General features: G+C 37.5%; 21 protein-coding genes. All 21 read right to left on the bottom strand.

What is annotated here, in order from left to right; translation table 11 throughout:
- Nucleotides 1–201 precede the first annotated feature (201 nt).
- The 21 genes from HRK21_RS04125 to secA all read right to left on the bottom strand — a co-directional run bounded on the left by HRK21_RS04125 (nt 202) and on the right by secA (nt 22,302).
- Entirely contained in the window at nt 202–441 is a 240-nt protein-coding gene (locus HRK21_RS04125; RefSeq protein ID WP_003727905.1) for a CsbA family protein, read from the bottom strand.
- A 20-nt stretch (nt 442–461) separates the two neighbouring features.
- The gene (locus HRK21_RS04130) at nt 462–1,109 is read right to left on the bottom strand and encodes an HD domain-containing protein (RefSeq protein WP_070006528.1); all 648 of its coding nucleotides are present in this window, start codon (nt 1,107–1,109) and stop codon (nt 462–464) included.
- 21 nt (nt 1,110–1,130) lie between these two features.
- Complete coding sequence (locus tag HRK21_RS04135; RefSeq protein ID WP_003739749.1) at nt 1,131–1,517, bottom strand: hypothetical protein; 387 nt, start codon at nt 1,515–1,517, stop codon at nt 1,131–1,133.
- 105 nt (nt 1,518–1,622) lie between these two features.
- The gene (locus HRK21_RS04140; protein WP_003739750.1) at nt 1,623–1,928 is read right to left on the bottom strand and encodes an ArsR/SmtB family transcription factor; all 306 of its coding nucleotides are present in this window, start codon (nt 1,926–1,928) and stop codon (nt 1,623–1,625) included.
- A 265-nt stretch (nt 1,929–2,193) separates the two neighbouring features.
- On the bottom strand, nt 2,194–2,853 hold the full coding sequence (gene phoU, locus HRK21_RS04145) for a phosphate signaling complex protein PhoU (RefSeq protein ID WP_003729220.1): 660 nt from the start codon (nt 2,851–2,853) through the stop codon (nt 2,194–2,196).
- A 12-nt stretch (nt 2,854–2,865) separates the two neighbouring features.
- Nucleotides 2,866–3,645, bottom strand: coding sequence for a phosphate ABC transporter ATP-binding protein PstB (pstB, locus tag HRK21_RS04150; RefSeq protein WP_069888384.1), 780 nt, complete (start codon nt 3,643–3,645; stop codon nt 2,866–2,868).
- A 14-nt stretch (nt 3,646–3,659) separates the two neighbouring features.
- Nucleotides 3,660–4,475: a phosphate ABC transporter ATP-binding protein PstB gene (gene pstB, locus HRK21_RS04155; protein ID WP_003739752.1), complete on the bottom strand. Its 816-nt coding sequence runs from the start codon at nt 4,473–4,475 to the stop codon at nt 3,660–3,662.
- A gap of 27 nt (nt 4,476–4,502) precedes the next feature.
- Nucleotides 4,503–5,387, bottom strand: coding sequence for a phosphate ABC transporter permease PstA (gene pstA, locus HRK21_RS04160; RefSeq protein ID WP_003722630.1), 885 nt, complete (start codon nt 5,385–5,387; stop codon nt 4,503–4,505).
- Nucleotides 5,384–6,307 (bottom strand): phosphate ABC transporter permease subunit PstC, encoded by a 924-nt coding sequence (pstC, locus tag HRK21_RS04165; protein WP_003741167.1) that lies wholly within the window; start codon nt 6,305–6,307, stop codon nt 5,384–5,386. The genes pstA and pstC overlap by 4 nt, the downstream gene beginning before the upstream one ends.
- Nucleotides 6,308–6,400: 93 nt before the next feature.
- Nucleotides 6,401–7,309, bottom strand: coding sequence for a phosphate ABC transporter substrate-binding protein (locus HRK21_RS04170; RefSeq protein ID WP_003739754.1), 909 nt, complete (start codon nt 7,307–7,309; stop codon nt 6,401–6,403).
- A gap of 255 nt (nt 7,310–7,564) precedes the next feature.
- Nucleotides 7,565–9,340 carry a two-component system histidine kinase PnpS gene (gene pnpS / locus HRK21_RS04175; protein WP_070006529.1) on the bottom strand — a complete coding sequence of 592 codons (1,776 nt, stop codon included), beginning with the start codon at nt 9,338–9,340 and terminating at the stop codon, nt 7,565–7,567.
- Nucleotides 9,340–10,050, bottom strand: coding sequence for a response regulator transcription factor (locus HRK21_RS04180; protein ID WP_077905691.1), 711 nt, complete (start codon nt 10,048–10,050; stop codon nt 9,340–9,342). The genes pnpS and HRK21_RS04180 overlap by 1 nt, the downstream gene beginning before the upstream one ends.
- A gap of 150 nt (nt 10,051–10,200) precedes the next feature.
- Nucleotides 10,201–11,376: a PDZ domain-containing protein gene (locus HRK21_RS04185; RefSeq protein WP_003739757.1), complete on the bottom strand. Its 1,176-nt coding sequence runs from the start codon at nt 11,374–11,376 to the stop codon at nt 10,201–10,203.
- A gap of 27 nt (nt 11,377–11,403) precedes the next feature.
- A complete protein-coding gene (cls, locus tag HRK21_RS04190) occupies nt 11,404–12,852 on the bottom strand; it encodes a cardiolipin synthase (protein ID WP_069888382.1) in 1,449 nt (482 codons plus the stop codon).
- 123 nt (nt 12,853–12,975) lie between these two features.
- Nucleotides 12,976–14,280 (bottom strand): murein hydrolase activator EnvC family protein, encoded by a 1,305-nt coding sequence (locus tag HRK21_RS04195; RefSeq protein ID WP_070006530.1) that lies wholly within the window; start codon nt 14,278–14,280, stop codon nt 12,976–12,978.
- 119 nt (nt 14,281–14,399) lie between these two features.
- On the bottom strand, nt 14,400–15,593 hold the full coding sequence (locus tag HRK21_RS04200; protein ID WP_069888380.1) for an NlpC/P60 family protein: 1,194 nt from the start codon (nt 15,591–15,593) through the stop codon (nt 14,400–14,402).
- 75 nt (nt 15,594–15,668) lie between these two features.
- Nucleotides 15,669–16,553: a permease-like cell division protein FtsX gene (gene ftsX, locus HRK21_RS04205; RefSeq protein WP_003739761.1), complete on the bottom strand. Its 885-nt coding sequence runs from the start codon at nt 16,551–16,553 to the stop codon at nt 15,669–15,671.
- A complete protein-coding gene (gene ftsE / locus HRK21_RS04210) occupies nt 16,543–17,229 on the bottom strand; it encodes a cell division ATP-binding protein FtsE (RefSeq protein ID WP_003726222.1) in 687 nt (228 codons plus the stop codon). Before ftsE ends, ftsX begins: the two co-directional genes overlap by 11 nt.
- 504 nt (nt 17,230–17,733) lie before the next feature.
- Nucleotides 17,734–18,597, bottom strand: coding sequence for a YitT family protein (locus HRK21_RS04215; RefSeq protein ID WP_069888379.1), 864 nt, complete (start codon nt 18,595–18,597; stop codon nt 17,734–17,736).
- 5 nt (nt 18,598–18,602) lie between these two features.
- A protein-coding gene (prfB, locus tag HRK21_RS04220; protein WP_096824451.1) for a peptide chain release factor 2 occupies nt 18,603–19,704 on the bottom strand; the annotation gives its coding sequence in 2 pieces (ribosomal slippage) (nt 18,603–19,631 and nt 19,633–19,704; 1,101 coding nt in all).
- A gap of 84 nt (nt 19,705–19,788) precedes the next feature.
- Nucleotides 19,789–22,302: a preprotein translocase subunit SecA gene (gene secA / locus HRK21_RS04225; protein ID WP_070006531.1), complete on the bottom strand. Its 2,514-nt coding sequence runs from the start codon at nt 22,300–22,302 to the stop codon at nt 19,789–19,791.
- Between the last annotated feature and the right edge of the window lie 42 nt (nt 22,303–22,344).

Below are 22,344 nucleotides of genomic sequence, written 5' to 3' on the forward strand. Positions count from 1 at the left end.
TTGTTTGTGAAAAGTCCAGCAAAACAAAAAGCGGATTTTTTCAGATCCGTTAATGTTTCTATTTTATCATAAATACTTTAATTAGCCTAGCAAAAACCGAACATATTTTCGCATTTGTTGAAAAATAAAAAACGCAACCTGTTGATTACGCTTTTCTTCATTTTATCACTTTTACGCTTTTCTACCTATATATTTGCTTTGTTAAAAATCACTGCCGCTCTTCTTTAAACGCCGCAGCATATACGTTGCAAGCACAAAACCAATGGTCATCGAAAAAGCATCAATAATAATAAGCCACATAGAATTTGTATAACCTAACTTGGCAGAAGCGGCGATCAAAATCACCATCAAAAGCAAAGCAACATAACGGTTATAAGTGATTCTCGCAAAAAGAATAACAAGGAGGCAAGGGAAAATAAGCGCAGATATAATTTGATCCATCTTACTTTCCTCCCCCTTTTTTATGCGTCTCGTAATGCTTTGGTCGTTATTTCTGTTGTAAGCTGTGGCAATTCTGTTTTTTCAATACCTTTTTCAGCAAGCATATCTGGTAAAATTTCTTTTAGAAAATACTTCACGCTCGCCATTTCTCGGTACTGATAAATCGTTGCAAGTGCCTCACTATAGATTTCCACAAAAATATTTTCTGGATTTCCTTTTTGAATTTCACCAAAGGATTCATATAACAAATCTACTTTATCAGAAATTGCGAGGATTTTCCCCTCCAACGTACTGTCTTTACCTTCTTTTAGCAAATGACGATAAATCGGCTGGTATGTTTCTGGAATTTCCCGTTCGATAAAGTTTCTTGTCATGCTTTCTTCTACTTCTGAAAGCATTTCGCGGAGTTCGGTCGTTGCGTATTTCACAGGTGTTTTTATATCACCGATGAAAAGCTCTGAATAATCGTGGTTCAGTGCTTTTTCGTATAGGGCACGCCAATTCACTTCGTTCCCAGCTTCTTCCTCTACAGCGCCGAAAAATTGAGCAATGGAAGTAACTTTATATGAATGTTCTGCAACAGAGTGCTCTTGATATTTAAATTTTCCAGGGCAACGATAAATGTTTTCTAAATCTGATAAACTTTGGAAATATTGATGAATTCCCATATTATCCCTCCATTCTTCATTTTATTCTTCGCGTTTTTGTTTTTTATTGGCAGGATTGGTATTTTCGATTTCACGCATCATTAGCGCCGCAGCGTAACCAATTAACGCAATCATTGCGGCTGAGTAAGTTCTAAAATTATCAGTAGCAAAAATGAAAATAATTGCTGAAAATAAAAGTGTTGTTAATATTCCCCAGCTAAACAGCTTTGTCCCGCGAGCCGTCCCTACTTTCATATGTGCATAAATTCCGACATAACAAACGAATTGAATAATAAAAAATTGCAAAATAGATAAACCGATAACTACCGTAAGATTGTTATTCCAGACTACTGCTAAAATCGAAATAATAATCATCACAATAATTCCTGTAATAACCATGAATTTTTGCATTGGTGATAATTTCTTCAAAATACTTCCCCCAAGCTTTTATTTGTTTCTTACTTTACCATAATCTCTGTTTAATTGGGATAAAAAACACCCATCATTCCTAGAAAGGTTTTCTGAGTGTCCCACTTAATGATGATGCACATGTCGGATTGCTTGTGTAAGTAATTCTAATACATGATTATCATCTTGCTTATAATAAATTGTTGTACCTTCACGTCTTGATTTCACAAGCCTTAAGTTTTTCAAAAAACGCAACTGGTGCGAAACTGTTGTTTGGTTAAACGCAAGTGTTCGCGCGATTTCATTCACAGAGTACTCACGGTCCTGAAGCAAACTTAAAATCTGCACACGCGTTGGATCAGAAAGCGCCTTAAAAATCTGCGTTACACTAAATAGCGTTTCTTCATCTAAAGATTGTTTTGCGTTTTCCATTGAATATCACTCCATTTTCCATATATGTTCATATACTCATATGATACTTAAATAGGAATGATTCCGCAAGTTTAACCACACCTCTACAAAAAAATGATTAAATAGGAGCAAAAACACGATTTTCTCTGTTTCAATGATACAATTTTTTTATCATTAAAAAAGGAGGGCTGGGGAATAAAAGGGTTTTAACTATTGAGAAGTTATTTAAACCACCTAACACACCAAAAAGCCCGATTAACCAGTGGAAAGGAAAATCGGGCTTTTGTTATCTATTTAAATCTTCAATTTCGCCACTCTTCAAGTAAACAATCCATTCGCACACATTTGTTACATAGTCACCAATACGTTCGATATACTGGGAAACTAAGAGTAGTTGGGAAACATCTTCTATATGCTCTGGCTCTTCTTGCATAAAATGAATACATTTTTGATAAACAATTTTATGAAGCTTATCGACTTCATTATCCCGAGCAGCAATTTCGCGAGCAGCAACTTCATCTTCTGCAAGGTAAGCTTTTAATACGTCTTGCAGCATTGCTTTTACAATTTCACCCATTTCTGGTATTTCGGGAATCGGCTTTAAAACTTTACTTTCGCCAATTAAAATAGCTGTTTTGGCAATACTTACTGCGTGGTCACCAATTCGTTCTAAATCAGAGCTTGTTTTTAGTACAGTAACGATTTTCCGTAAATCCATACCGACTGGCTGTTGCAGAGCAATTAACTCAAAAGAGCGTTGTTCCAGTGAAAGTTCCATATTATTGATTGCTTTATCTTCTGCAACTACTTGTTTAGCAAGCTCAGTATCTCGGTGTACAAGTGACTTCACCGCTTTAAAAATCGCTTCATTTGCAAGCATTCCCATTTCCATTAGATGTTGGTGCAAGTCGTTTAATTGTTCCGTAAAAATTTTTCTGACTACCATAATAACACTCCTTTATCCAAATCTTCCTGAAATATAATCTTCGGTTTCTTTTTCTGCTGGGTTGGTAAAAATACTTGTCGTATCCGCGAACTCCACAATGCGCCCGTTAAGGAAAAAGGCAGTTTCATCAGAAATCCGGGACGCTTGTTGCATATTATGCGTCACAATAACAATCGTATAGTCTTTTTTCAATTCTAAAATCAAATCTTCTACTTTTGCTGTCGAAATTGGATCTAATGCCGAAGTCGGCTCATCCATCAAGATAACATCCGGTTTAACAGCTAAAACTCTTGCGATACAAAGTCGTTGTTGTTGTCCGCCTGACATCCCAATCGCCGAACGATCTAACCTATCATGCACTTCTTCCCAAAGAGCCGCCTGACGCAAACTTCTTTCAACAATCTCATCTAACACTTTTTTATCTTTTACACCATGCATCCGCGGTCCATAAGCAACATTATCATAAATCGAAAACGGAAACGGATTGGCTTGTTGAAAGACCATACCTACTTTTTTTCGTAAATTTACCATATCGATTTTAGGATCTTGGACATCTTCCCCGCCAATATGAATTTCACCAGTGGTTTTCACATTAGGTATCAGATCATTCATCCGATTAAGTGTTCTGAGAAAAGTAGATTTCCCACAACCCGATGGCCCAATTAAAGCAGTAACTTGATTCTTTTTAATATTTAAAGCGATTTTTTGCAGTGCTTGTTTAGAACCATAAAATAAATCTACATCTTTTGTTTCAATGATATACTCTACTTTTTCAGCAGTTTCGGTTGTCATAAGAAAGCTCCCTTCTAGCCAAAGTTACCTGAAATATAGTCTTCGGTTTGTTTTTGTTGCGGATTCGTGAAAAGTTCGGATGTTCCTGAGAATTCCACGACTTCTCCTAGATAGAAGAAAGAAGTATAGTCAGAAACGCGCGCCGCTTGTTGCATATTATGCGTCACGATAATAATAGTATATTTATTTTTCAACTCATTAATTAAATCTTCAATTTTACTTGTAGAAATTGGATCTAGTGCAGATGCTGGTTCGTCGAGCAATAAAACTTTTGGTTGCATTGCAACAGCTCTAGCGATACAAAGTCGTTGTTGCTGCCCACCGGAAAGGGATAGCGCGCTTTTCCCTAAATCGTCTTTCACTTCGTCCCAAAGAGCTGCTCGGCGCAAACTTTTCTCCACACGCTCCATAATTTCTTTTTTATTCTTCATGCCATGACGTTTAAGCCCAAAAGCAACATTTTCATAGATGGATTTTGTAAATGGATTTGGTTTTTGGAATACCATGCCTATTTCTTTACGAACATTGTACAAATCAACTTCTTTGCGGTTAATATTAATACCATCGTATAAAATTTGACCTTCCATGCGGCAACCGTCAATCTCATCGTTCATTCGATTTAACGCTCTTAAATAAGTGGATTTCCCGCAACCCGATGGTCCAATCAAAGCTGTCACTTTATTTTCCGGGAAGGTTAAATCCACACCTTTAATTGCGTGATTGTCCCCATAGTATACGTGCAAATCCTCTGTCGCCATCGCAGCAGGAAGTGAATGAGGATCTGGTGTTGTTTGTAAAATTGTACTAATTTCAGGTTTCTTTGTTAACATCATTTAAAATCTCCTTTTCCTGGCTTTTTACGACGAGGTCATGCGTTTATAAACAAATTTTCCAAGCAAACGAGCTAGGACGTTGAAAAGTAATACGGAAAGAATTAATACAGCAGACGCTCCGTCAGAAACGGCTTGCGCATCTGGCATAATTCCCTCCCCATTAATTTTCCAAATATGCACAGCTAACGTTTCTGCTGGGCGGAAAATATTTAGTGGTGAAGCTGGATTGACCGGGTTCCAGTCAGTGAAATCAAGAATAGGTGTACTTTGTCCTGCTGTGAAAATTAATGCCGCTGCTTCACCAAATACTCGTCCAGCTGCTAAAATAACTCCGGTAATAATTGCTGGTAATGCTGCGGGGACAAGCACTCGTGTAATTGTTTCCCATCTGGATAAACCGAGAGCTAGCCCTGCCTCACGCTGCGTGTTTGGAATGGCATTAAGCGCCTCTTCAACAACACGAATTAATAGTGGTAAATTGAAAATCGTTAGTGTAAGCGCCCCGGAAATAACCGAGAAGCTCCACCCCATTTGAATAACAAAAACAAGGAAACCGAATAGGCCTACAACAATAGACGGAAGCGAGGAAAGCACTTCAATCGTTGTACGAATTAAATCTGTAATCCAATTTTTACGCGCATATTCTGCCATATAAATTCCCGCTCCGAGCGAGATAGGGACAGAAATGATCATGGTAATAACGAGCATATAAAAAGAATTCCAGATTTCAGGACCGATTCCGCCACCAGCTTGGAACGACTGTGGTGGGGTCGTCAAAAACTTCCAGCTTAATTGCGGAACACCTTTTACTAAAATATAGCCTAATAACCCAGCTAAAATAATGACAATTAATACAGCAATGGCATAGAAAACGCCTGTCGCGATTTTATCTTTTGTTTTTACATTCATTTGACTTTCCTCCTACGTCCGATGAAGCGGATCACAATGATGAAAAATAGTGACATTGCGAGTAACACCATTGCAAGTGACCAAAGGATATTATTATCAAGCGTGCCCATAACCGTATTCCCCATACCCATTGTTAAAATACTAGTTAATGTGGAAGCTGGCTCAAATAATGATGTTGGAATAACAGCAGAGTTCCCGATAACCATTTGTACAGCAAGAGCTTCACCGAATGCACGAGCCATCCCGAATACAATCGCTGTCAAAATCCCTGAACGTGAACTACGAAGTACTACTTTCCAAATTGTCTGGAAACGTGTTGCTCCAAGCGCCAAAGAAGCTTCGCGGTAATGACGTGGCACAGATTTAATCGCATCTACGCTGAGTGAGGTAACAGTTGGCAAAATCATAACTGTTAAAACAACTGTTGCGGCTGCAATACCAAATCCACTTCCCGAAATATGGTCACGAATAAATGGAACGACAACGCTTAGTCCAATGAATCCATAAACAACAGATGGAATACCAACTAAAAGTTCCATAACTGGTTGCAAAATCTTTTTCCCAAACTTAGGTGAGATTTCCACCATAAAAATGGCTGCACCGATTGCAAGCGGCCCTGCAATACAAGCAGCAAAAAGCGTTACTGCAAAAGAACCAATAATCATCGGCAAAGCGCCAACTAGAGGATTTCCGTTTGCATCTTTTTGCGAAGGATTCCAGTCTGTTCCAGTTATAAAATCAACAAAAGACACTTTATTGACTGTAAATGTAGCTAAACCTTTTGATATAACAAAAAACAAAATAGACGCAGCAGCAATAACCATAATCGAAATACAGATGAATGTAATAATTTTGCCTCTAGTTTCTAGATGCGCCTTTTTAGAAGTTTGTGTAAGCTTCTTTTCTTTTATCGCTTCCAAGTCACGTAAGCTCCTTTCTCCTCCCATGTTTACTCCTAACATGGGTATACGTCTATCCCGATATTACTAGGATAGACGCCCATTTCATTCTTTTTATTTTACGTCAGTTAGTTTACCAGATGCATCGCGTTCCACTTTCATGGATTTGATTGATTGGTAACCAAGTTGTGGTACGATATTGTTTTGTACTTCATCAGAAGTCATGTACTTCAAGAAAGTTTTTGTTAAGCCTTTTGGTTCGCCATTTGTATACATATGTTCATAAGACCAGATTTTCCAATCATTTGTTGCAACTTTATCTTCAGTTGGCTCAACACCATCTAATGAAAGTCCAACTACGGAAGCGTCAATGTAAGAGAAAGCTAGGTAACTAATTGCTCCTGGAGTTTCGCTTACGATTTTACGAACTGTACCAGATGAATCTTGTTCTTGCGCTTTGACTGGTGTTTTACCATCAAGTCCCCATTTTTCGAAAGTAGCACGTGTTCCGCTTCCTTCTGCACGGTTGATGATTGTAATTTTTTCGTCCTTACCGCCTACGTCTTTCCAGTTAGTTGTTTTACCAGTAAAGATATCGATTAATTGTTGTTTTGTAATGTTTTTAACGCCTACATCTTTATTTACTACTGGAGCCATTCCGACAACTGCTACACGATGGTCAACCAGTTTCGAAGCATCGACACCGTCTTTTTCTTCAGCGAATACGTCCGAGTTACCAATTTCTACTGCGCCTTGTTGTACTTGTGTTAAGCCAGTTCCAGAACCGCCGCCTTGCACATTGATTTGTGCTTTAGGGTTAGTGTTTGTAAATTCTTTAGATGCTGCTTCAACGAGTGGTTGAAGTGCAGTGGATCCGACTGCTGTTAATGAGCCAGAAACTTCTTTATCCCCTTTTGTTGATCCGTTTGCTTTATCTGATGAACTGCTGTCACTTCCACATGCTGCGAAGACAAGCATTACTGCTGCTAACATTGCTACTATTCCCAAATACTTCTTTTTCATTATCTTATTCCCACCTTGTTTTTTTAATTGTTATTCCTTACAAGTATTACTATAACTTCTGAGATTTAAGGTGGTGTGTAGCTAATGTTAAGTAATTGTAAATAACCGCTTTTTTTGTCGGATATGTAAACTTTTTTATGAATATCTTTCAAACAGAAGGCAAACTGGTAAATTATCTCCCTAATTTTGTTCGTTTCGTAAATAAAATAAAAATATCCTGTCTGAAAGATTACATTCTCTCAAACAGGATATTTGTTAGGCTTTTTTTGGTAAAGTAACTCGGAAAGTAGATCCTACTTCTTCCTGGCTTTCCACTTCAATTCGGCCACCGCAGTTCTCGACTAGATGTTTAACGATGGAAAGTCCAAGTCCGGTTCCTCCTGAATGTCTGCTGCGAGCTTTATCCACTCGGTAGAAACGTTCAAACACGCGGTCAATATCTTTAGCCGGGATACCAATTCCGTTGTCTGTTACTTCTATTATTACTTCTGCTTCTTGCTCCATTAGTTTAACTTCTACTTTTCCATCGACTGGGGTGTAGTTAATCGCGTTGGAAAGTAAATTAATTAAAATCTGTTGCAATTTGTCTCGATTTGTCTCAACCATAACAGATGAGCTTGTTTTTTCTGGAATGGTAACTCGAATATTTTTTTCGGTCGCCATTTCAAAAATAGTACGAGCAGATTGTTCGATTACTTCGTCAACATCAACTAGCTCAACGTTTTCTGCGACTGGATTTTGTTCAATTCTAGAAAGTGCAAGAATATCCATAATCAAACGATGCAATCGGTCGCTTTCCTCCTTAATAATCGTTAGGAATTTTTTGAGTAGCACTTCGTCGTACATTGCCCCGTCAAGTAGTGTTTCCGCGAAGCCTTTAAGAGCTGTTACAGGTGTTTTTAATTCATGTGATACGTTAGTGACAAATTCAGAACGAACATTTTCTAAATGGCGAATTTGAGTAATATCATGTAATAGTAAAATAATCCCTGTAATGTCCCCATTCTCCCCTAAAATTGGTGAAACACTTGCGTCTAAAATCATTTCGCGCGGAAAATAAAGAATTATTTCTTTTTGTTTAATGGTTTTTGATTCAAAAGTTCCTTCTATTAACTGGCTCAGTGCAAAGCTTTTGATTACTTCATAAAATGGCTTACCAGTAATTTCTGTTTCTCCTAAAATTTGATACATGGTGCGATTGGTCATAATAACTTGTTTATCGACATTAATCAGCATTACGCCACTTACTAAGTTTTGGACAATAGCATTCAGACGTTGTTCGTTCTGCTTAATTTCAAACATTTGTGTTTCCAAACTTTCTGCTAATGTGTTTACGCTGATGGAGAGGTCTTGAAGTTCTCCACTTATTTTCCCATGAATCCGACTATCATATTTATGATTAGCTAAATCTGTAGAAACTTCAATGATTTCACGAACTGGTCTAGTGATTTTTCTAGCAATAAAAACACTGATTGCTGCGATAATGACAAGAGCAATGCCGAAAATAAGCGCTAAGTTCCCCCAGAGTTTAGCAACCGCCGTATCAACAGATTCAAGTGAAATCGAAATTCTCAGCACGCCGTCTGTTTTTCCTTCATGCTTAATGGGAACTGCGACATATAGCATACTGTAACCAAGCGAATCACTTTCACGTATAGAAATTCCAACATTTTCCCCTTTTTTCAGAATATCTGTTACTTCAGGGCGATTCATGTGGTTATCAAGTTTTTCAGGGTCTTTTTTTGTATCAGCTACTACGTCCCCTTCGCTATCAATCACTGTAATGCGAGCATCAATGTCTTCCCCGAGCGGATCAAGACTCTTTTGGATTGTTGCAGCATCCTTATCTAAATCCAAATTCTCCATATTCGTTGTTTGAAGTAAGATTTTTGCGTCATCCTCTAATTGACTTTCTTTCATATTTAAGTACGTTGATTTCATTAATTCCCCGGAAAAAACGCCAACAATGACCATCACAACGAAAAATAAGATAAAAAAGGATAACCCGATTTTCAGCCATAATTTCTTCATTATTTCACATTCTCCATTTTGTAACCGAAACCACGAATTGTTTTGATGTATTTAGGTTGTTTTGTATCTAGTTCAATTTTATCGCGCAAATGACTAACATGAACGTCTACGATTCGGGTTTCTCCAACATAGTCATAATTCCACACGGTATCAAGTAATTGATCTCTAGAAAAAACTTTGCCGCGATGATTGGCCAAGAATAGTAATAACTCAAATTCTTTTGGCGTTAAATCAAGTAAATCATCTTGTAAATACACTTCATAACTATCTGGCAAAATTTTCAAATCACCGATTAATATAGTTGCTTCCACATCTTCGGTTAATTCTTCTATTATTTCGGCTTTTCCTTCTGTTCGACGCAAGATTGCTTTGATTCTTGCAACTACTTCTCTCGGGCTAAAAGGTTTAGTCATATAGTCATCCGCACCAAGTTCGAGTCCGATAATTTTATCTAACTCCTCATCTTTTGCTGTTAACATTAATATTGGTACATTTACTTTATCTTGGCGAAGTTTTTTTGTTACTTCGATTCCATCCATCTCAGGAAGCATTAAATCAAGCACAATTAAGTCTGGTTTTTCTGACAATGCGAGTTCGTATCCGGTTCTGCCGTCTTCTGCTGTTACCACATCGAATCCAGCTTTTTCAATATTAAATTGTAGCAACGTAACAATAGAAGCTTCATCATCAACTACAAGAATTTTTACCAACGTACTTCCCATCCCTTCTTTATGTAACACTTTTATCTAAAATATAGCATGAATTAACCTTTTTCGGGTAGAAATGCTCTTATATTAATCTTATCTTTACAAAAACTTAAAACACCAATGCTGCTTTCCAACAACACTGGTGCCTTAAAATTATCTTGGTTCTACTAATAACAAACCGAGTTCAAATGATTCATTCTCATAAAGTGCTGTTTGTTCAAAGCGTGGTTCACCAGCATTATCAATTACTTTCAACTTGCAAAATGCTCGGTTTAAATTGAGCGCTTCATATAGCTCCTCGCGCGTATGCACTGGTTGGTTGTTCACTTCTGTAATTTTTTCGCCAGCTTTTAAGTTTAAGCGGGCAGATGGTGTTGCCGCGCGAGCACCCAGAACTACAAGCCCATCTGGCTGAGGACCAAATTTTTTCGGTGATAATTTTTCCAAGCGATAATGGCGGTAGGATATCCAAAATCGCCCAATAACTGCTAGCATGAATGCGAACAAAGTAAGCACTGGCATAACAATTCCGCACAAACCAGCTACAGCAATAATTGTCGCTAGCGTCGTTACTTCGACAGCAATTTTGCGGCTAGCCGCTTCTGGGAGCTGTGCTTGTACCTGCTGTTGGAAACCAATAAATAGTGGTAAAATAATTAACGAGTATGATTGTGATCCAATCGCAAATACTGGCCACCACTCAAATATCTTCGTAAATACATCTCCTGGTATAAACATGACAATCGGAACAAACCATAGTTTTCTCAGTTGGAACGAGCCAACTAATTTGCCTCGTTTACTTTTTCGAAGTGACGGAGAAGGATTTTTTGCACTTGTATATTGGATTAAAAAAGCTTCTATAAACAATAATACCGCAAGTAAAAATGTCATTGAAACCATAAAATTATCAATAAAAATCGAATCATATGTAAATGCCGTATTTGTAAATGGTGCTAAGTTCACATCAAAATAATAGCAGAAATAAAAGATTAAACTTGTAATCCCGATAGTAAATGCTGTCGAGCTCAGACGGAACATCCCTACAATTAATAAGAAACATGCTACCGTATTAAATATAGCAACCCATTCTATCATCACACCAAACCCAATGAGTGACGTAACAACAGAGATAGCTAAACCGAACAGCAAGCTCACTCCGAAAAAATTTTTAAACTCTAGCCAAGGTGAATAAATACTTATACTAAATGATTTCCGTTCCCATTTCACACGATTAAAACCAGCGATTATCAGCAAAAAAATTCCTACATATAATGCTGGTTGTAGAAGTAGTCTCCCTATTCCATTTAATATTTCAACAAAAACATTCATTTTCTACACCAGCTTTCTTTAATACTTCTATAATATAGGCGATAAAAGTCGGCTTACCGCTTCTTTAAATTTAATCCACAAGGATCGTTTTGCATATAATTCAGGTGTTAGCTGATATGATTTTAAAATATCTTCTAAAAAGGCATCTTCCAGCTTTTGCACCATTTGTTTTTCATAAATAAAGGCATTTACTTCAAAATTAAGTCGGAAACTGCGGAAGTCCATATTCGCTGTTCCAACCGAAGCAATTTCACCATCTACAACGAGTGTTTTCGCGTGGATAAAGCCATTATCATAAATAAAGATTTTCGCGCCCGTCTCCATTAATTCACCAGCGTAGTTAGTAGTTGCGCGATAAACAAAAGCATGGTCAGGCTTATTAGGAATCATCACTCGAACATCGACTCCAGAAAGTGCAGCGATTTTGATGGCTTCAAGCAAACTCGCATCAGGAATAAAGTAAGGTGATTGTAAGTAAATCGTTTTTTTAGCCGCATTAATCATTTTGATGTAACCATTTTTGATTTGTTGCCACTCGGAATCTGGGCCACTCGAAACAATTTGCATACTTGTATGACCTTTCCCGTGGAAAGTTGGGAAGTAACGCGCTTTGTAATCAATTTTATGTGTAGATGATGCGGAATTCCAGTCCATAATAAATCGAGTTTGCATCGCATAAACAGCTTTACCATGTACACGTAAATGGGTATCACGCCAGTAACCAAATTTCTTCGATGCTCCGAGATACTCATCTCCAATGTTAAAACCACCAATATAACCAATGTCTCCATCAATTATAGCTAATTTTCTATGATTTCGGTAGTTGAGACGAAAATTAATCAATGGTAACTTAGATGGGAAAAATGGTCTGACTAAACCGCCATTTCTTTGGAACGTACGGAAAAATGATTTTTTCGTTGTCCTTGATCCCATTGCATCATAAATAATTTTGACATTTAAGCCTTCCGCTGCTTTTCTTTCGAGTACGCGCATTAAGCGATTGCCAAGTTCATCAGAATGGAAAATATAATAGATTAGATGTATATGATCTTTCGCGTTTTCAATGTCTGCTATTAGCGCATCGAATTTCTCATGCCCATCCACAAAAAGTTCCACTTCATTATCTTGCGTTAAAATAGCGCCATCGTTCACGAGTAATAAGTAGATTAAATCCCGATGTTTTTTCACATTCGGATCGCTAAATGGAAATTCTTTTTGCCGTATCATTTCTATTTGATTGGCAGTAGATTCCTGTATCCCAATTTTTTCTTGTCCTTTCCAATCAAAAATCTTTTTGCCTGATAGTTTTCTCCCAAAAATCAAATAGATAATGAAACCAAATATCGGAACAAAAGTTAAGACTAGCAACCAAGCCCAAGTGGCGGATGTATCGCGTCTTTCTAAGAAGACCGTCACTGCCGCAAAGAATACATTTAAAATTAGCAAAATCACTAATAGATAAGCCAACAGTCCCATTGTGTTCCCCCTTTTCTTACACAAACTGATAGTAGTATCATATCATAAAATCCGCATTTAGCCTATTCCAGTTCGTTTCTAAACAAGAAAAAAACCATTGATTTTTCATCAATGGTTTTCAAATTAAATATACGGCGCTGGATCGACTGGAATACCGTTTTTATGTATTTCAAAATGTAGATGTTGTCCTGTCGATTGACCCGTTGATCCCATAATACCAATCGGTTGACCTTGGGAAACGCGTTGACCGGTAACTACTTTCAAGCTGCCTGCACGCATATGTCCATAAAGCGTTTGGAATCCGTTGCCATGGTCAATTTTTACTACATAACCATAACCTCCAAATCCACTACCAGATGCGCCAAATCCAGAAAATACGACGGTACCCGATGCTGCTGCCGAAACTGTAATCGTACCACCACCAGCAATATCTTGTCCTTTATGGGATTCATATTTGCCAGTTACAGGATTGGTTCGTTCGCTAAATCCTGAAGTTAAAATTCCAGAAGCTGGTTTAATGAATTGACCACCGCCAGAACTTACTGTTTCTGTGGCTCCATTAGATGCTGAACTTGGTTGTTTAACAGCAGTAGAATTTTTCACGCTTGCTGCTGCCTCTTGCATTCGTTTTTCTTCAGCAGCTTTAATCGCAGCTTCTTGTTTTGCTTTTTCACCAGCAATATTAGAAGCAAGTCGTTTTTCTTCATCAGTAAGTGCGCCTTGTTCACTAGCTAAAAGTGTTTGTTCGCTCTTCGTTAAATCTTTTTTGTTTGCTAATGCCATAACTAAATCATTTTTTTCTTGTTTTTGGCTTTCCATGTTGTTTTTCGAAACTTCTAATTCAACAGCAAGTACTTTCAAATTTTCTAATTTTTTCTCAGAAGTGGTTTCTGCTACCTTTAGTTTATCTTGGTCATCTTTTTGGTCTTGCATAATATTTTGGTCCGCTTTTACAATTGCAGATACAACTGTCACGCGGTCGATAAGTTCTTTAAAATCATCTGCTTCGAAAATCATATCTAAATAAGAAGTGGCTGTTCCAGTTGTTTGGATAGCCCGTGCTCGATTATCAAGTACCTTTTGACGATCACGAATATCGTTGCGTAATTCTTCCATTTCTTTTTTTAATTTCTTTAGCTTCTCGTTCTCAGAGCTCACTTTTTCTTCTTGTTCTTTTAACTTTTTGTTAGTGTCATCAATGCTTTTCAAAAGTGACTCTAATTCTTTAGCAGCGTCTTTTTCAGCACTTTCAAGATGATTTAACTCTGCGTTTTTTGAGTCTATATTCTTATCAAGCTCTGATTTTTTTTGTTCTATTTCGTTTTGACGTTTTTGCATGTCATTAATGGTATCCGCATGTGCACCTGTCAGCGGCGCGGACATAATCAAAAGGCTTAGTGCAGTTGCTACCCCATATTTTTTTAACATTTTAAGCTCCTTTTCTATTCTCTATTTGACTAGGAACTTCATAATTCCCTTTACTATACCATATAAAAAAGCACCTTTGTTTAAAACGACAAAGGTGCTTTTTAACTTTTCAATAATGATTAGAAGTTAGCTACGCGACCATACCCTACAAGATATTTAGCCCAGTAACCGCTAGTGATATTGTCATATTTAACGCCATTGTTTTGAGCGTTAATCATTTGACCTCCACCAACATAAATCCCAACGTGAGCAATTCCGCTACCGTAGTTAAAGAATACTAAGTCACCTGGTTTTGCTTGGCTAGCACTGATTTTTGATGCTGCTGCATATTGTCCACCAGATGTTCTTGGAAGAGAGACACCAGCTGCACGGAATGCATAAGAAGTAAATCCAGAGCAGTCAAACGCGCTTGGACCGCTTGCGCCAAGGCTATAAGGTTTTCCTAGTTGTGCGTTAGCTGCAGCAATCATTGCTGAGTATCCACCACTAGATGGTGTTGCTGAGCTTGGTGCTGAACTGTTGCTTGCTGATTCTACATTTGTTTCGGATTTTTTGCTAGAAGTAGAAGCAGTATTTGCTGTTTGTCCAACGTTTGAAGATGTTGCTTCACGTAAAGCTGTTGCACGTGCTGTAGCTTCTTTAGCTGCTTTATCACGTTCACTTATAAGACCAGCTTTTGCGTTTTCAGCACTTGCTTGGTCAGAAGCTAGTTGAGCAACGATTGCTTCTTTTTCAGCTTTTTGTGCTTCGATTTTATTTTGTTGTGCTTCATATTCATGAATTGCTGTTGCTTGTTCTTCTTGTTTTTTCTTGACAGCAGTTTGTTTTGTTTTTAAAGCTTTTTCGTCATTTTGTTGATCTTCTAAAATGGATTTATCTGAATCAACTAATTGGTTAACTGCAGAAACACGACCAACTAGGTCAGAAAGGTTTTCTGCATCTAAGATAACTTCAAGATAAGCGTTAGAATTAGAAGTTTTTTGCATTGCACGAGCACGTTCTTTTAAAACATTTTCGCGTTCTTTAATACGTTCATTGATACTTTTAATATCTTCATTAAGTTGTTTAAGTTCTTTGCCTGTTTTATCAAATTCTCCTTGTAAAGATTTAGCTTTTTCTTGAGCTTTCTCAAGGTCTGCTACTAAACCAGAAAGATCTGATTGTAAATCTGATTTTTTAGACTTGATATCGTTGATTTTTTTATCTTGATTTTGAATGTCTGTATTCACGTCCGCAAAAACATTTGTCGTAAAAGCTGGCGTCAAACTGATAACTGCTGCGAGTGAAATCGCAATAAACGTATTCTTTTTCAAAAAGTTTACCTCCTAAAAAGCTCCCTAGCTTTTTCTTTTAAATTATTTTTATTTCGACTTAAGTAATTTTCCGAGTTAGACTTTTAAGAATCTGCGGATAGATATTACGCTTCCCCAAATCCCGATTAGTACGCCGATTGCAATAATCAAGCCACTAATTTGATAGGCGAACGGTGTTGGAGGCAGAAGTGATAGTGAACTAGTCACTAACTTCGGATTCACCAAGTTGTAAATATTAACATAGCCTATGAATGTTAACACAACCGGTACAATCGAGCCAATTAATCCTAGCCATGCACCTTCTAAAACGAAAGGCCAGCGTATGAACCAGTTGGTCGCTCCTACTAATTTCATTATTTCAATTTCTCTTCGACGGGAGAAAATGGCAATCTTGATTGTGTTTGATATTAAGAACATTGCTGTTAGTAATAACCCAATGCTTAGTATAATACCAGCATATCGTCCCCATTTCAAGGTATCAAACAATTTATCGACTGTTTTCTCACCATACTCTACATTATCTACATACTTTAATTTTTCTACTTTTTTAGCAATAGCCTTCGTTTGCGTTGGCTCTTTAGCCTCTACAACGAACACATCATATAGTGGATTATCTTGTTTAAACAATTCGAAGTTTTTGCCGTACGCACCAACTAATTTCTTCAATTCGTCATCTTTAGAAGAAAAGCTGACACTATCAACTCCATCAATCTTCTCAATGTTTTTCTCAAGTTCTTGCTGCTGTTTCTTGTCTGCGCTTAGAGAAATATGTACGTTAATTTGTACATTGTTTTCTACATCTGTTGCAAGCTTGTTCATGTTGATCAATATTGCAAAAAACACGCTGACTAAGATAAGTGTTACTGTTACTGCACTCGCTGCTGCAAAGGTCATCCAACCATTCCGGTAAAGGCTTTTAAAACTTTCTCTTAAATGTCTTCCTACAGTCCTAAATTTCATAGCCATATTCTCCTTGCTGCTCATCTCGAACAATTCTTCCATTTTCGATAGCTACTACCCGGTGTTTCAACGTGTTAACAATTTCTTTGTTGTGGGTTGCCATCACGATGGTTGTTCCGCGATTGCTTATTTCTTCAAGGATATTCATGATTTCCCATGAAGTATCAGGATCCAGGTTACCGGTCGGCTCATCTGCTATTAATACTTTAGGCATATTTGCAATGGAGCGGGCAATGGATATCCGCTGTTGCTCACCACCGGAAAGTTCATCCGGCAACATTCTTACTTTATGCTTGAGGTTGACTAAATCTAGCACTTCCATAACACGTTCTTTAATTACGGACGGCTCAGTTTCAACCACTTCCATCGCATAAGCAATGTTTTCATAAACTGTTTTGCTTTGAAGTAATTTGTAATCTTGAAATACCACGCCTACGTTACGACGTAAATATGGGATTTCACGATTTTTCATATTAATCAAATCAAATTTGTCTACGATGATTTTGCCTTTTGTCGCTCGTTCTTCTCTGTAAATCATTTTGATGAAGGTAGATTTACCAGCACCACTCGGACCTACTACATAAACAAATTCCCCTTCGCCAATGTTAATGTTAAGTCCATTAGCAGCAGTTATGCCGTTAGGGTATTTCTTATAAACATCTTCCATTAATATCATTTTATCACCTTACTATGCCTTTCTACTGAGTTACATTTTAGGTAATGCATGGTAACCATGAAGATGAGTTGTTGGCAGGTACGAATTTAAACTCACAACATAAGCTTAATTATACCATGACAGTTTTTCATCTATAGGTTAATTGCATTACAATTATATTTCAGGGTGTGACAATATCTCGATTATTGTAATAGGAAATACAATTATTATGTCTATTTCCAATATATATTTGTCTGTTGTTTTAGAGTTATTAAGACAAAATAAAAAAGAACCTACAGTGGTCTTTTCTACTGCTAACATTGTAACTTGTTTTTACCCTAAATAACATTACAGGTACATTAAAAATCATTACAGTTCTAGCTATCGGAATAGACCAATCCAATAAAAATAGCCCAAAGTCTGCAATTAGGCTAAACTTGTTTGTCATCAAATTGTCAAAAAACAACTTAAAGAACTTAAAAAAGTACCATTTCCTGATTAAAAAAGTCAGGAAATGGTACTTTTTTATGAAGTAAAGCCTTCACCCATTACTTCACTTGCGCTCATTACGACCACAAAAGCCTCTGGATCTATCTCTTTTATTACTTCTTTCAACCTTGAAAATTCACTTTGCGCAATGACACATAATAAAATTTGCTTATCATCCTCAGTATAGCCACCTTTTGCCGAAAGCCGAGTTATGCCTCGATCTATTTTAAACAGAATTGCTTGGCGAATTGCTTCTTGATTTTCAGAAATAATGAACACTGTTTTAGATTGATTTAAACCTACTTGCACTAAATCAATCGTTTTACTTGTGGCAAACAGTCCCACAAGTGCGTATAGTCCTGACTCAATATCAAAAACAAACATCGCTGAAATAACAACAAAACCATCAATCAAAGCAACACAAATACCTAGTGTCAGATGGGAATATTTATGCAAGATTTGTGCTGCGACATCCGTACCGCCTGTGGATGCTTTACCGCGGAAGACGATACCAAGCCCCATCCCCACAAGCACACCACCAAATAAAGCAGCAACTAAAGGTTCATGCGTCCACGGTTCCAAGCCTTGCGTTAAATAGACAAAGAACGGCAAAAGCATCGTGCCGACAAAGGTTTTCAAGCCAAACTGATAACCTAAAAAGAATAATCCCGCTAAAAATAAAGGAATATTAAATGCCCACTGAATAAAAGCTGGATTCCAACCTGTTAAATAGTTAATAATCGTGCTAATCCCACTCACGCCGCCAGATGCAACGTGATTTGGGAGTAGCAAAACATTAAAAGCAAGTGCGATGAGAGCCGCACCAATAATGACATAAACATACTCAATTAGTTTAGAAACAACTGGGGATAGCGGTTGCTTCTTTCTTTTATTTACCATCTCTTTTATCCAATCCTAGAACGCAAATATGCATTGATAAAGTCGTCTAAATCTCCATCCATTACCGCTTGAATATTACCGGTTTCGTAATTTGTGCGATGATCTTTCACCATGGAGTAAGGGTGGAAAACATAGGAGCGAATTTGGCTTCCCCAACCAATTTCTTTTTGTTCACCACGAATTTCTGCTAGCTCGCGTTCTTTTTCTTCTTGTTCTTTTTGATATAGTTTTGTTTTTAACATTTTCATTGCTTGTTCACGGTTTTTAAGCTGTGAACGTTCAGATTGACATGTTACAACAATCCCAGACGGAATATGTGTCATCCGAACAGCTGAGTCGGTTGTATTGATATGCTGTCCGCCGGCACCAGTTGCGCGGTACGTATCAATTTTCAAATCTTCTGTACGAACTTCGATTTCAATATCGTCATCTAATTCTGGCATGACATCTACAGAAACAAATGATGTATGACGTCTACCTGATGAATCAAAGGGAGAAATACGGACAAGACGATGTACCCCTTTTTCTGCTTTTAAATAACCGTATGCATTGTGTCCTTTGATGAGTAATGTGACACTTTTAATTCCAGCTTCGTCACCTGCTTGGTAATCAATCATCTCCACTTTAAAGCCTTTTTTCTCAGACCAGCGTTGATACATACGTAGTAACATCGAGCCCCAGTCTTGTGATTCTGTACCACCAGCACCTGGATGCAATTCTAAAATAGCATTATTTTTATCATAAGGGTCACTTAGCATTAGTTTTAATTCAAATTCACTAATAGTCGCCATATATGCTTTAATATCTTTTTCTAATTCTTCTTGTAAATCTTCATCTGCTTCTTCTTTTAACAGTTCCAGACTGATTTCCATGCTTTCTTGTTCTTCTTCAAGCGCATGAAAAGCTTGGTATGTTTCTTTGTATCCATTTGACTCATTAATTACTTTTTGTGCAGCTTGTTGGTCATTCCAAAAATTTGGGTCCAACATTTGGTCTTCCAACTCAGCAATTCGAACTTCCATGCTGTCTAAGTCAAAGAGACCCCCTAAAGTCTTTGATTTGCTGCGCTGTTTTCTCTAGTTCATTACGAATTTCTGCTAATTCCATTCTAATTCCACCTTTTTTTAATTTACTTACAAACTTTCATAGCAAAAAGCGCCGTCTTTCAGGCGCTTTTTAAATTGTTTGAATCTATGCTTCTTTACCATGACAATTTTTATATTTTTTGCCACTACCACAAGGGCATGGATCATTACGTCCAATGTGTTGATCTTTGCGGATTGGTTGGCGTTTTGCTTCTGGTTTACCTTCAGCAGGATTAATCGCTTCCCCTTTAGCAACTTGCTCACGTTCAAGATTTTGGCGAATTTCTGCTTTCATGATATAACGAGCAACATCTTCATCGATGGACGATACCATTGCTTCAAACATCTCGAAGCCTTCTGATTGATACTCACGAAGCGGGTCAATTTGACCATAAGCTCGTAAATGAATACCGTCACGCAGATGATCCATCGCGTCGATATGGTCAACCCATTTAGTATCAACAACACGAAGCAATACTACTTTTTCAAATTCGTTAAATTCTTCTGGAGGTAGTAGCGTTTCTTTTTCATCGTAAGCCACTTTGATTTTATCTAAAATTAGATTTTGAATATCTTCACTTGTTCTATTTTGTAAATCTTCTAGTGTGATTGTACCTTCAGGAAGTAAGTTCGCATCAACATAATCGATAATTCCTTGCAAATTCCAAGCTTCTTCAGGTTCATGGCTCGATGCATTGCTAGAAACGATGAAGTTGACTGTACGTTGAATCATTTGTTCAATAATTTCACGTAAACTATTTTCCGCATTAATTACTTCATAGCGTTGTTTATAGATAACTTCCCGTTGTTGGCGAAGTACATCATCATATTGTAAAACTTGTTTCCGGGAATCAAAGTTGTTTCCTTCCACACGTCTTTGTGCTGATTCAACTGCACGACTAACCATTTTACTTTGGATAGCATCTTCCGCCATACCAAAACGTTCCATCATAGACTTCATATTGTCAGATCCGAAGCGGCGCATCAGTTCATCTTCCATAGAAAGATAAAATTGCGTTACACCAGGATCCCCTTGACGTCCAGAACGACCACGTAATTGATTGTCTATACGACGAGATTCATGACGTTCTGTACCAATAACTGCTAAACCGCCAGCTTCAATTGTACCTTCGCCAAGTTTAATATCCGTACCACGACCAGCCATATTGGTTGCGATTACTACCGCACCACGTTCACCGGCATGTTTGATGATATCTGCTTCACGTTCGTGTTGCTTCGCGTTTAGTACATCATGTTTAATTCCTTTGCGTTTTAATTTGCTAGAAATAAGTTCAGATGTTTCGATTGCAACAGTACCAACTAGCACAGGTTGCCCTTTTGCATGGCGTTCTGCGATATCTTCTACTACTGCATTAAATTTCGCTTCAATCGTCGTAAAGATTAAATCTGGACAATCATCACGAATAATTACTTTATTTGTTGGTATTTCAATAACACGCATATTATAAATATCACGGAATTCTTCTTCTTCCGTTTTTGCAGTACCTGTCATCCCTGCAAGTTTTTTATACATACGGAAATAGTTTTGGAATGTAATTGTCGCCATTGTTTTGGACTCATTTTGAATCGTTACGCCTTCTTTTGCTTCAAGCGCTTGGTGTAAACCTTCACTGAAACGACGCCCTTTCATAATACGGCCAGTAAATTGGTCGACAATTAATACTTCATCCTCTTGCACAACATAATCAACATCTAAGCTCATTGTATAGTTCGCTTTCAACGCTTGAGCAATATGGTGTAAGATAACTGTGTTTTCTAGATCAAAAAGGTTTTCTACATCAAAGTAGTTTTCCCCTTTCGTCATACCTTCTTCGGTTAATTGAACAGATTTTGTTTTAATATCAACTGTATAATCTTCCTCTTCTGTAAGCGTACGTACAAAAGTATTTGCGCGCACATATAAAATAGTCGATTTTTCCGCTTCACCAGAAATAATTAATGGCGTTCTAGCTTCATCGACCAAAATAGAATCGACTTCATCGATAACAGCAAAAGCTAACGGACGTTGTACCATTTCCTCTTTGTAAACGACCATATTATCACGTAAATAGTCAAATCCTAATTCATTATTTGTGCTATACGTAATATCACATGCATAAGCTTCTCGTTTTTCTGCGCTTGATAAAGCATTTAGGTTTAGCCCTACAGAAAGTCCAAGGAAATTGTATAAAACGCCCATTTCTTCAGCATCACGATGAGCCAAGTATTCGTTGACTGTAACAACGTGCACACCTTCCCCAGAAAGCGCGTTTAAATAAACCGGTAGTGTCGCTGTTAACGTTTTACCTTCACCAGTTTTCATCTCGGCAATGTTACCTTCGTGGAGTACAATCCCACCCATTAATTGAACTTTAAATGGATATAAGCCTAGTGCACGTTTCGCACCTTCTCTGGCAACAGCAAAAGCTTCTACCAATAAATCATCTAGCGTTTCACCTTTTTGAACACGCTCTTTAAACTCTACTGTTTTTTCGCGTAGAGCATCATCCGAAAGAGCCGCAGTTTCATCTGCTAAAGCAATAATCTCATCTGCTTTTCTCTCCAAATATTTAACATCTTTTTTTCCTGATTCAAAAATCTTTTTCAATAGTCCAGCCATTTAAATTCTCCTCTACTGTTTTCGCTGTCATCGCGCAGTTTC

It is taken from the genome of Listeria monocytogenes (assembly GCF_013282665.1).
In the GTDB taxonomy this organism is placed as follows: Bacteria; Bacillota; Bacilli; order Lactobacillales; family Listeriaceae; genus Listeria; species Listeria monocytogenes_C.

Excerpts from the sequence above, each read along its gene's own strand:
- HRK21_RS04125 (WP_003727905.1), bottom strand. The coding sequence starts at position 441 with ATGGATCAAATTATATCTGCGCTTATTTTCCCTTGCCTCCTTGTTATT.
- HRK21_RS04130 (WP_070006528.1), bottom strand. The coding sequence starts at position 1,109 with ATGGGAATTCATCAATATTTCCAAAGTTTATCAGATTTAGAAAACATT.
- HRK21_RS04140 (WP_003739750.1), bottom strand. The coding sequence starts at position 1,928 with ATGGAAAACGCAAAACAATCTTTAGATGAAGAAACGCTATTTAGTGTA.
- phoU (WP_003729220.1), bottom strand. The coding sequence starts at position 2,853 with ATGGTAGTCAGAAAAATTTTTACGGAACAATTAAACGACTTGCACCAA.
- pstB (WP_069888384.1), bottom strand. The coding sequence starts at position 3,645 with ATGACAACCGAAACTGCTGAAAAAGTAGAGTATATCATTGAAACAAAA.
- pstB (WP_003739752.1), bottom strand. The coding sequence starts at position 4,475 with ATGTTAACAAAGAAACCTGAAATTAGTACAATTTTACAAACAACACCA.
- pstA (WP_003722630.1), bottom strand. The coding sequence starts at position 5,387 with ATGAATGTAAAAACAAAAGATAAAATCGCGACAGGCGTTTTCTATGCC.
- HRK21_RS04170 (WP_003739754.1), bottom strand. The coding sequence starts at position 7,309 with ATGAAAAAGAAGTATTTGGGAATAGTAGCAATGTTAGCAGCAGTAATG.
- pnpS (WP_070006529.1), bottom strand. The coding sequence starts at position 9,340 with ATGAAGAAATTATGGCTGAAAATCGGGTTATCCTTTTTTATCTTATTT.
- HRK21_RS04185 (WP_003739757.1), bottom strand. The coding sequence starts at position 11,376 with ATGAATGTTTTTGTTGAAATATTAAATGGAATAGGGAGACTACTTCTA.
- cls (WP_069888382.1), bottom strand. The coding sequence starts at position 12,852 with ATGGGACTGTTGGCTTATCTATTAGTGATTTTGCTAATTTTAAATGTA.
- HRK21_RS04195 (WP_070006530.1), bottom strand. The coding sequence starts at position 14,280 with ATGTTAAAAAAATATGGGGTAGCAACTGCACTAAGCCTTTTGATTATG.
- ftsX (WP_003739761.1), bottom strand. The coding sequence starts at position 16,553 with ATGAAATTTAGGACTGTAGGAAGACATTTAAGAGAAAGTTTTAAAAGC.
- ftsE (WP_003726222.1), bottom strand. The coding sequence starts at position 17,229 with ATGATATTAATGGAAGATGTTTATAAGAAATACCCTAACGGCATAACT.
- HRK21_RS04215 (WP_069888379.1), bottom strand. The coding sequence starts at position 18,597 with ATGGTAAATAAAAGAAAGAAGCAACCGCTATCCCCAGTTGTTTCTAAA.
- secA (WP_070006531.1), bottom strand. The coding sequence starts at position 22,302 with ATGGCTGGACTATTGAAAAAGATTTTTGAATCAGGAAAAAAAGATGTT.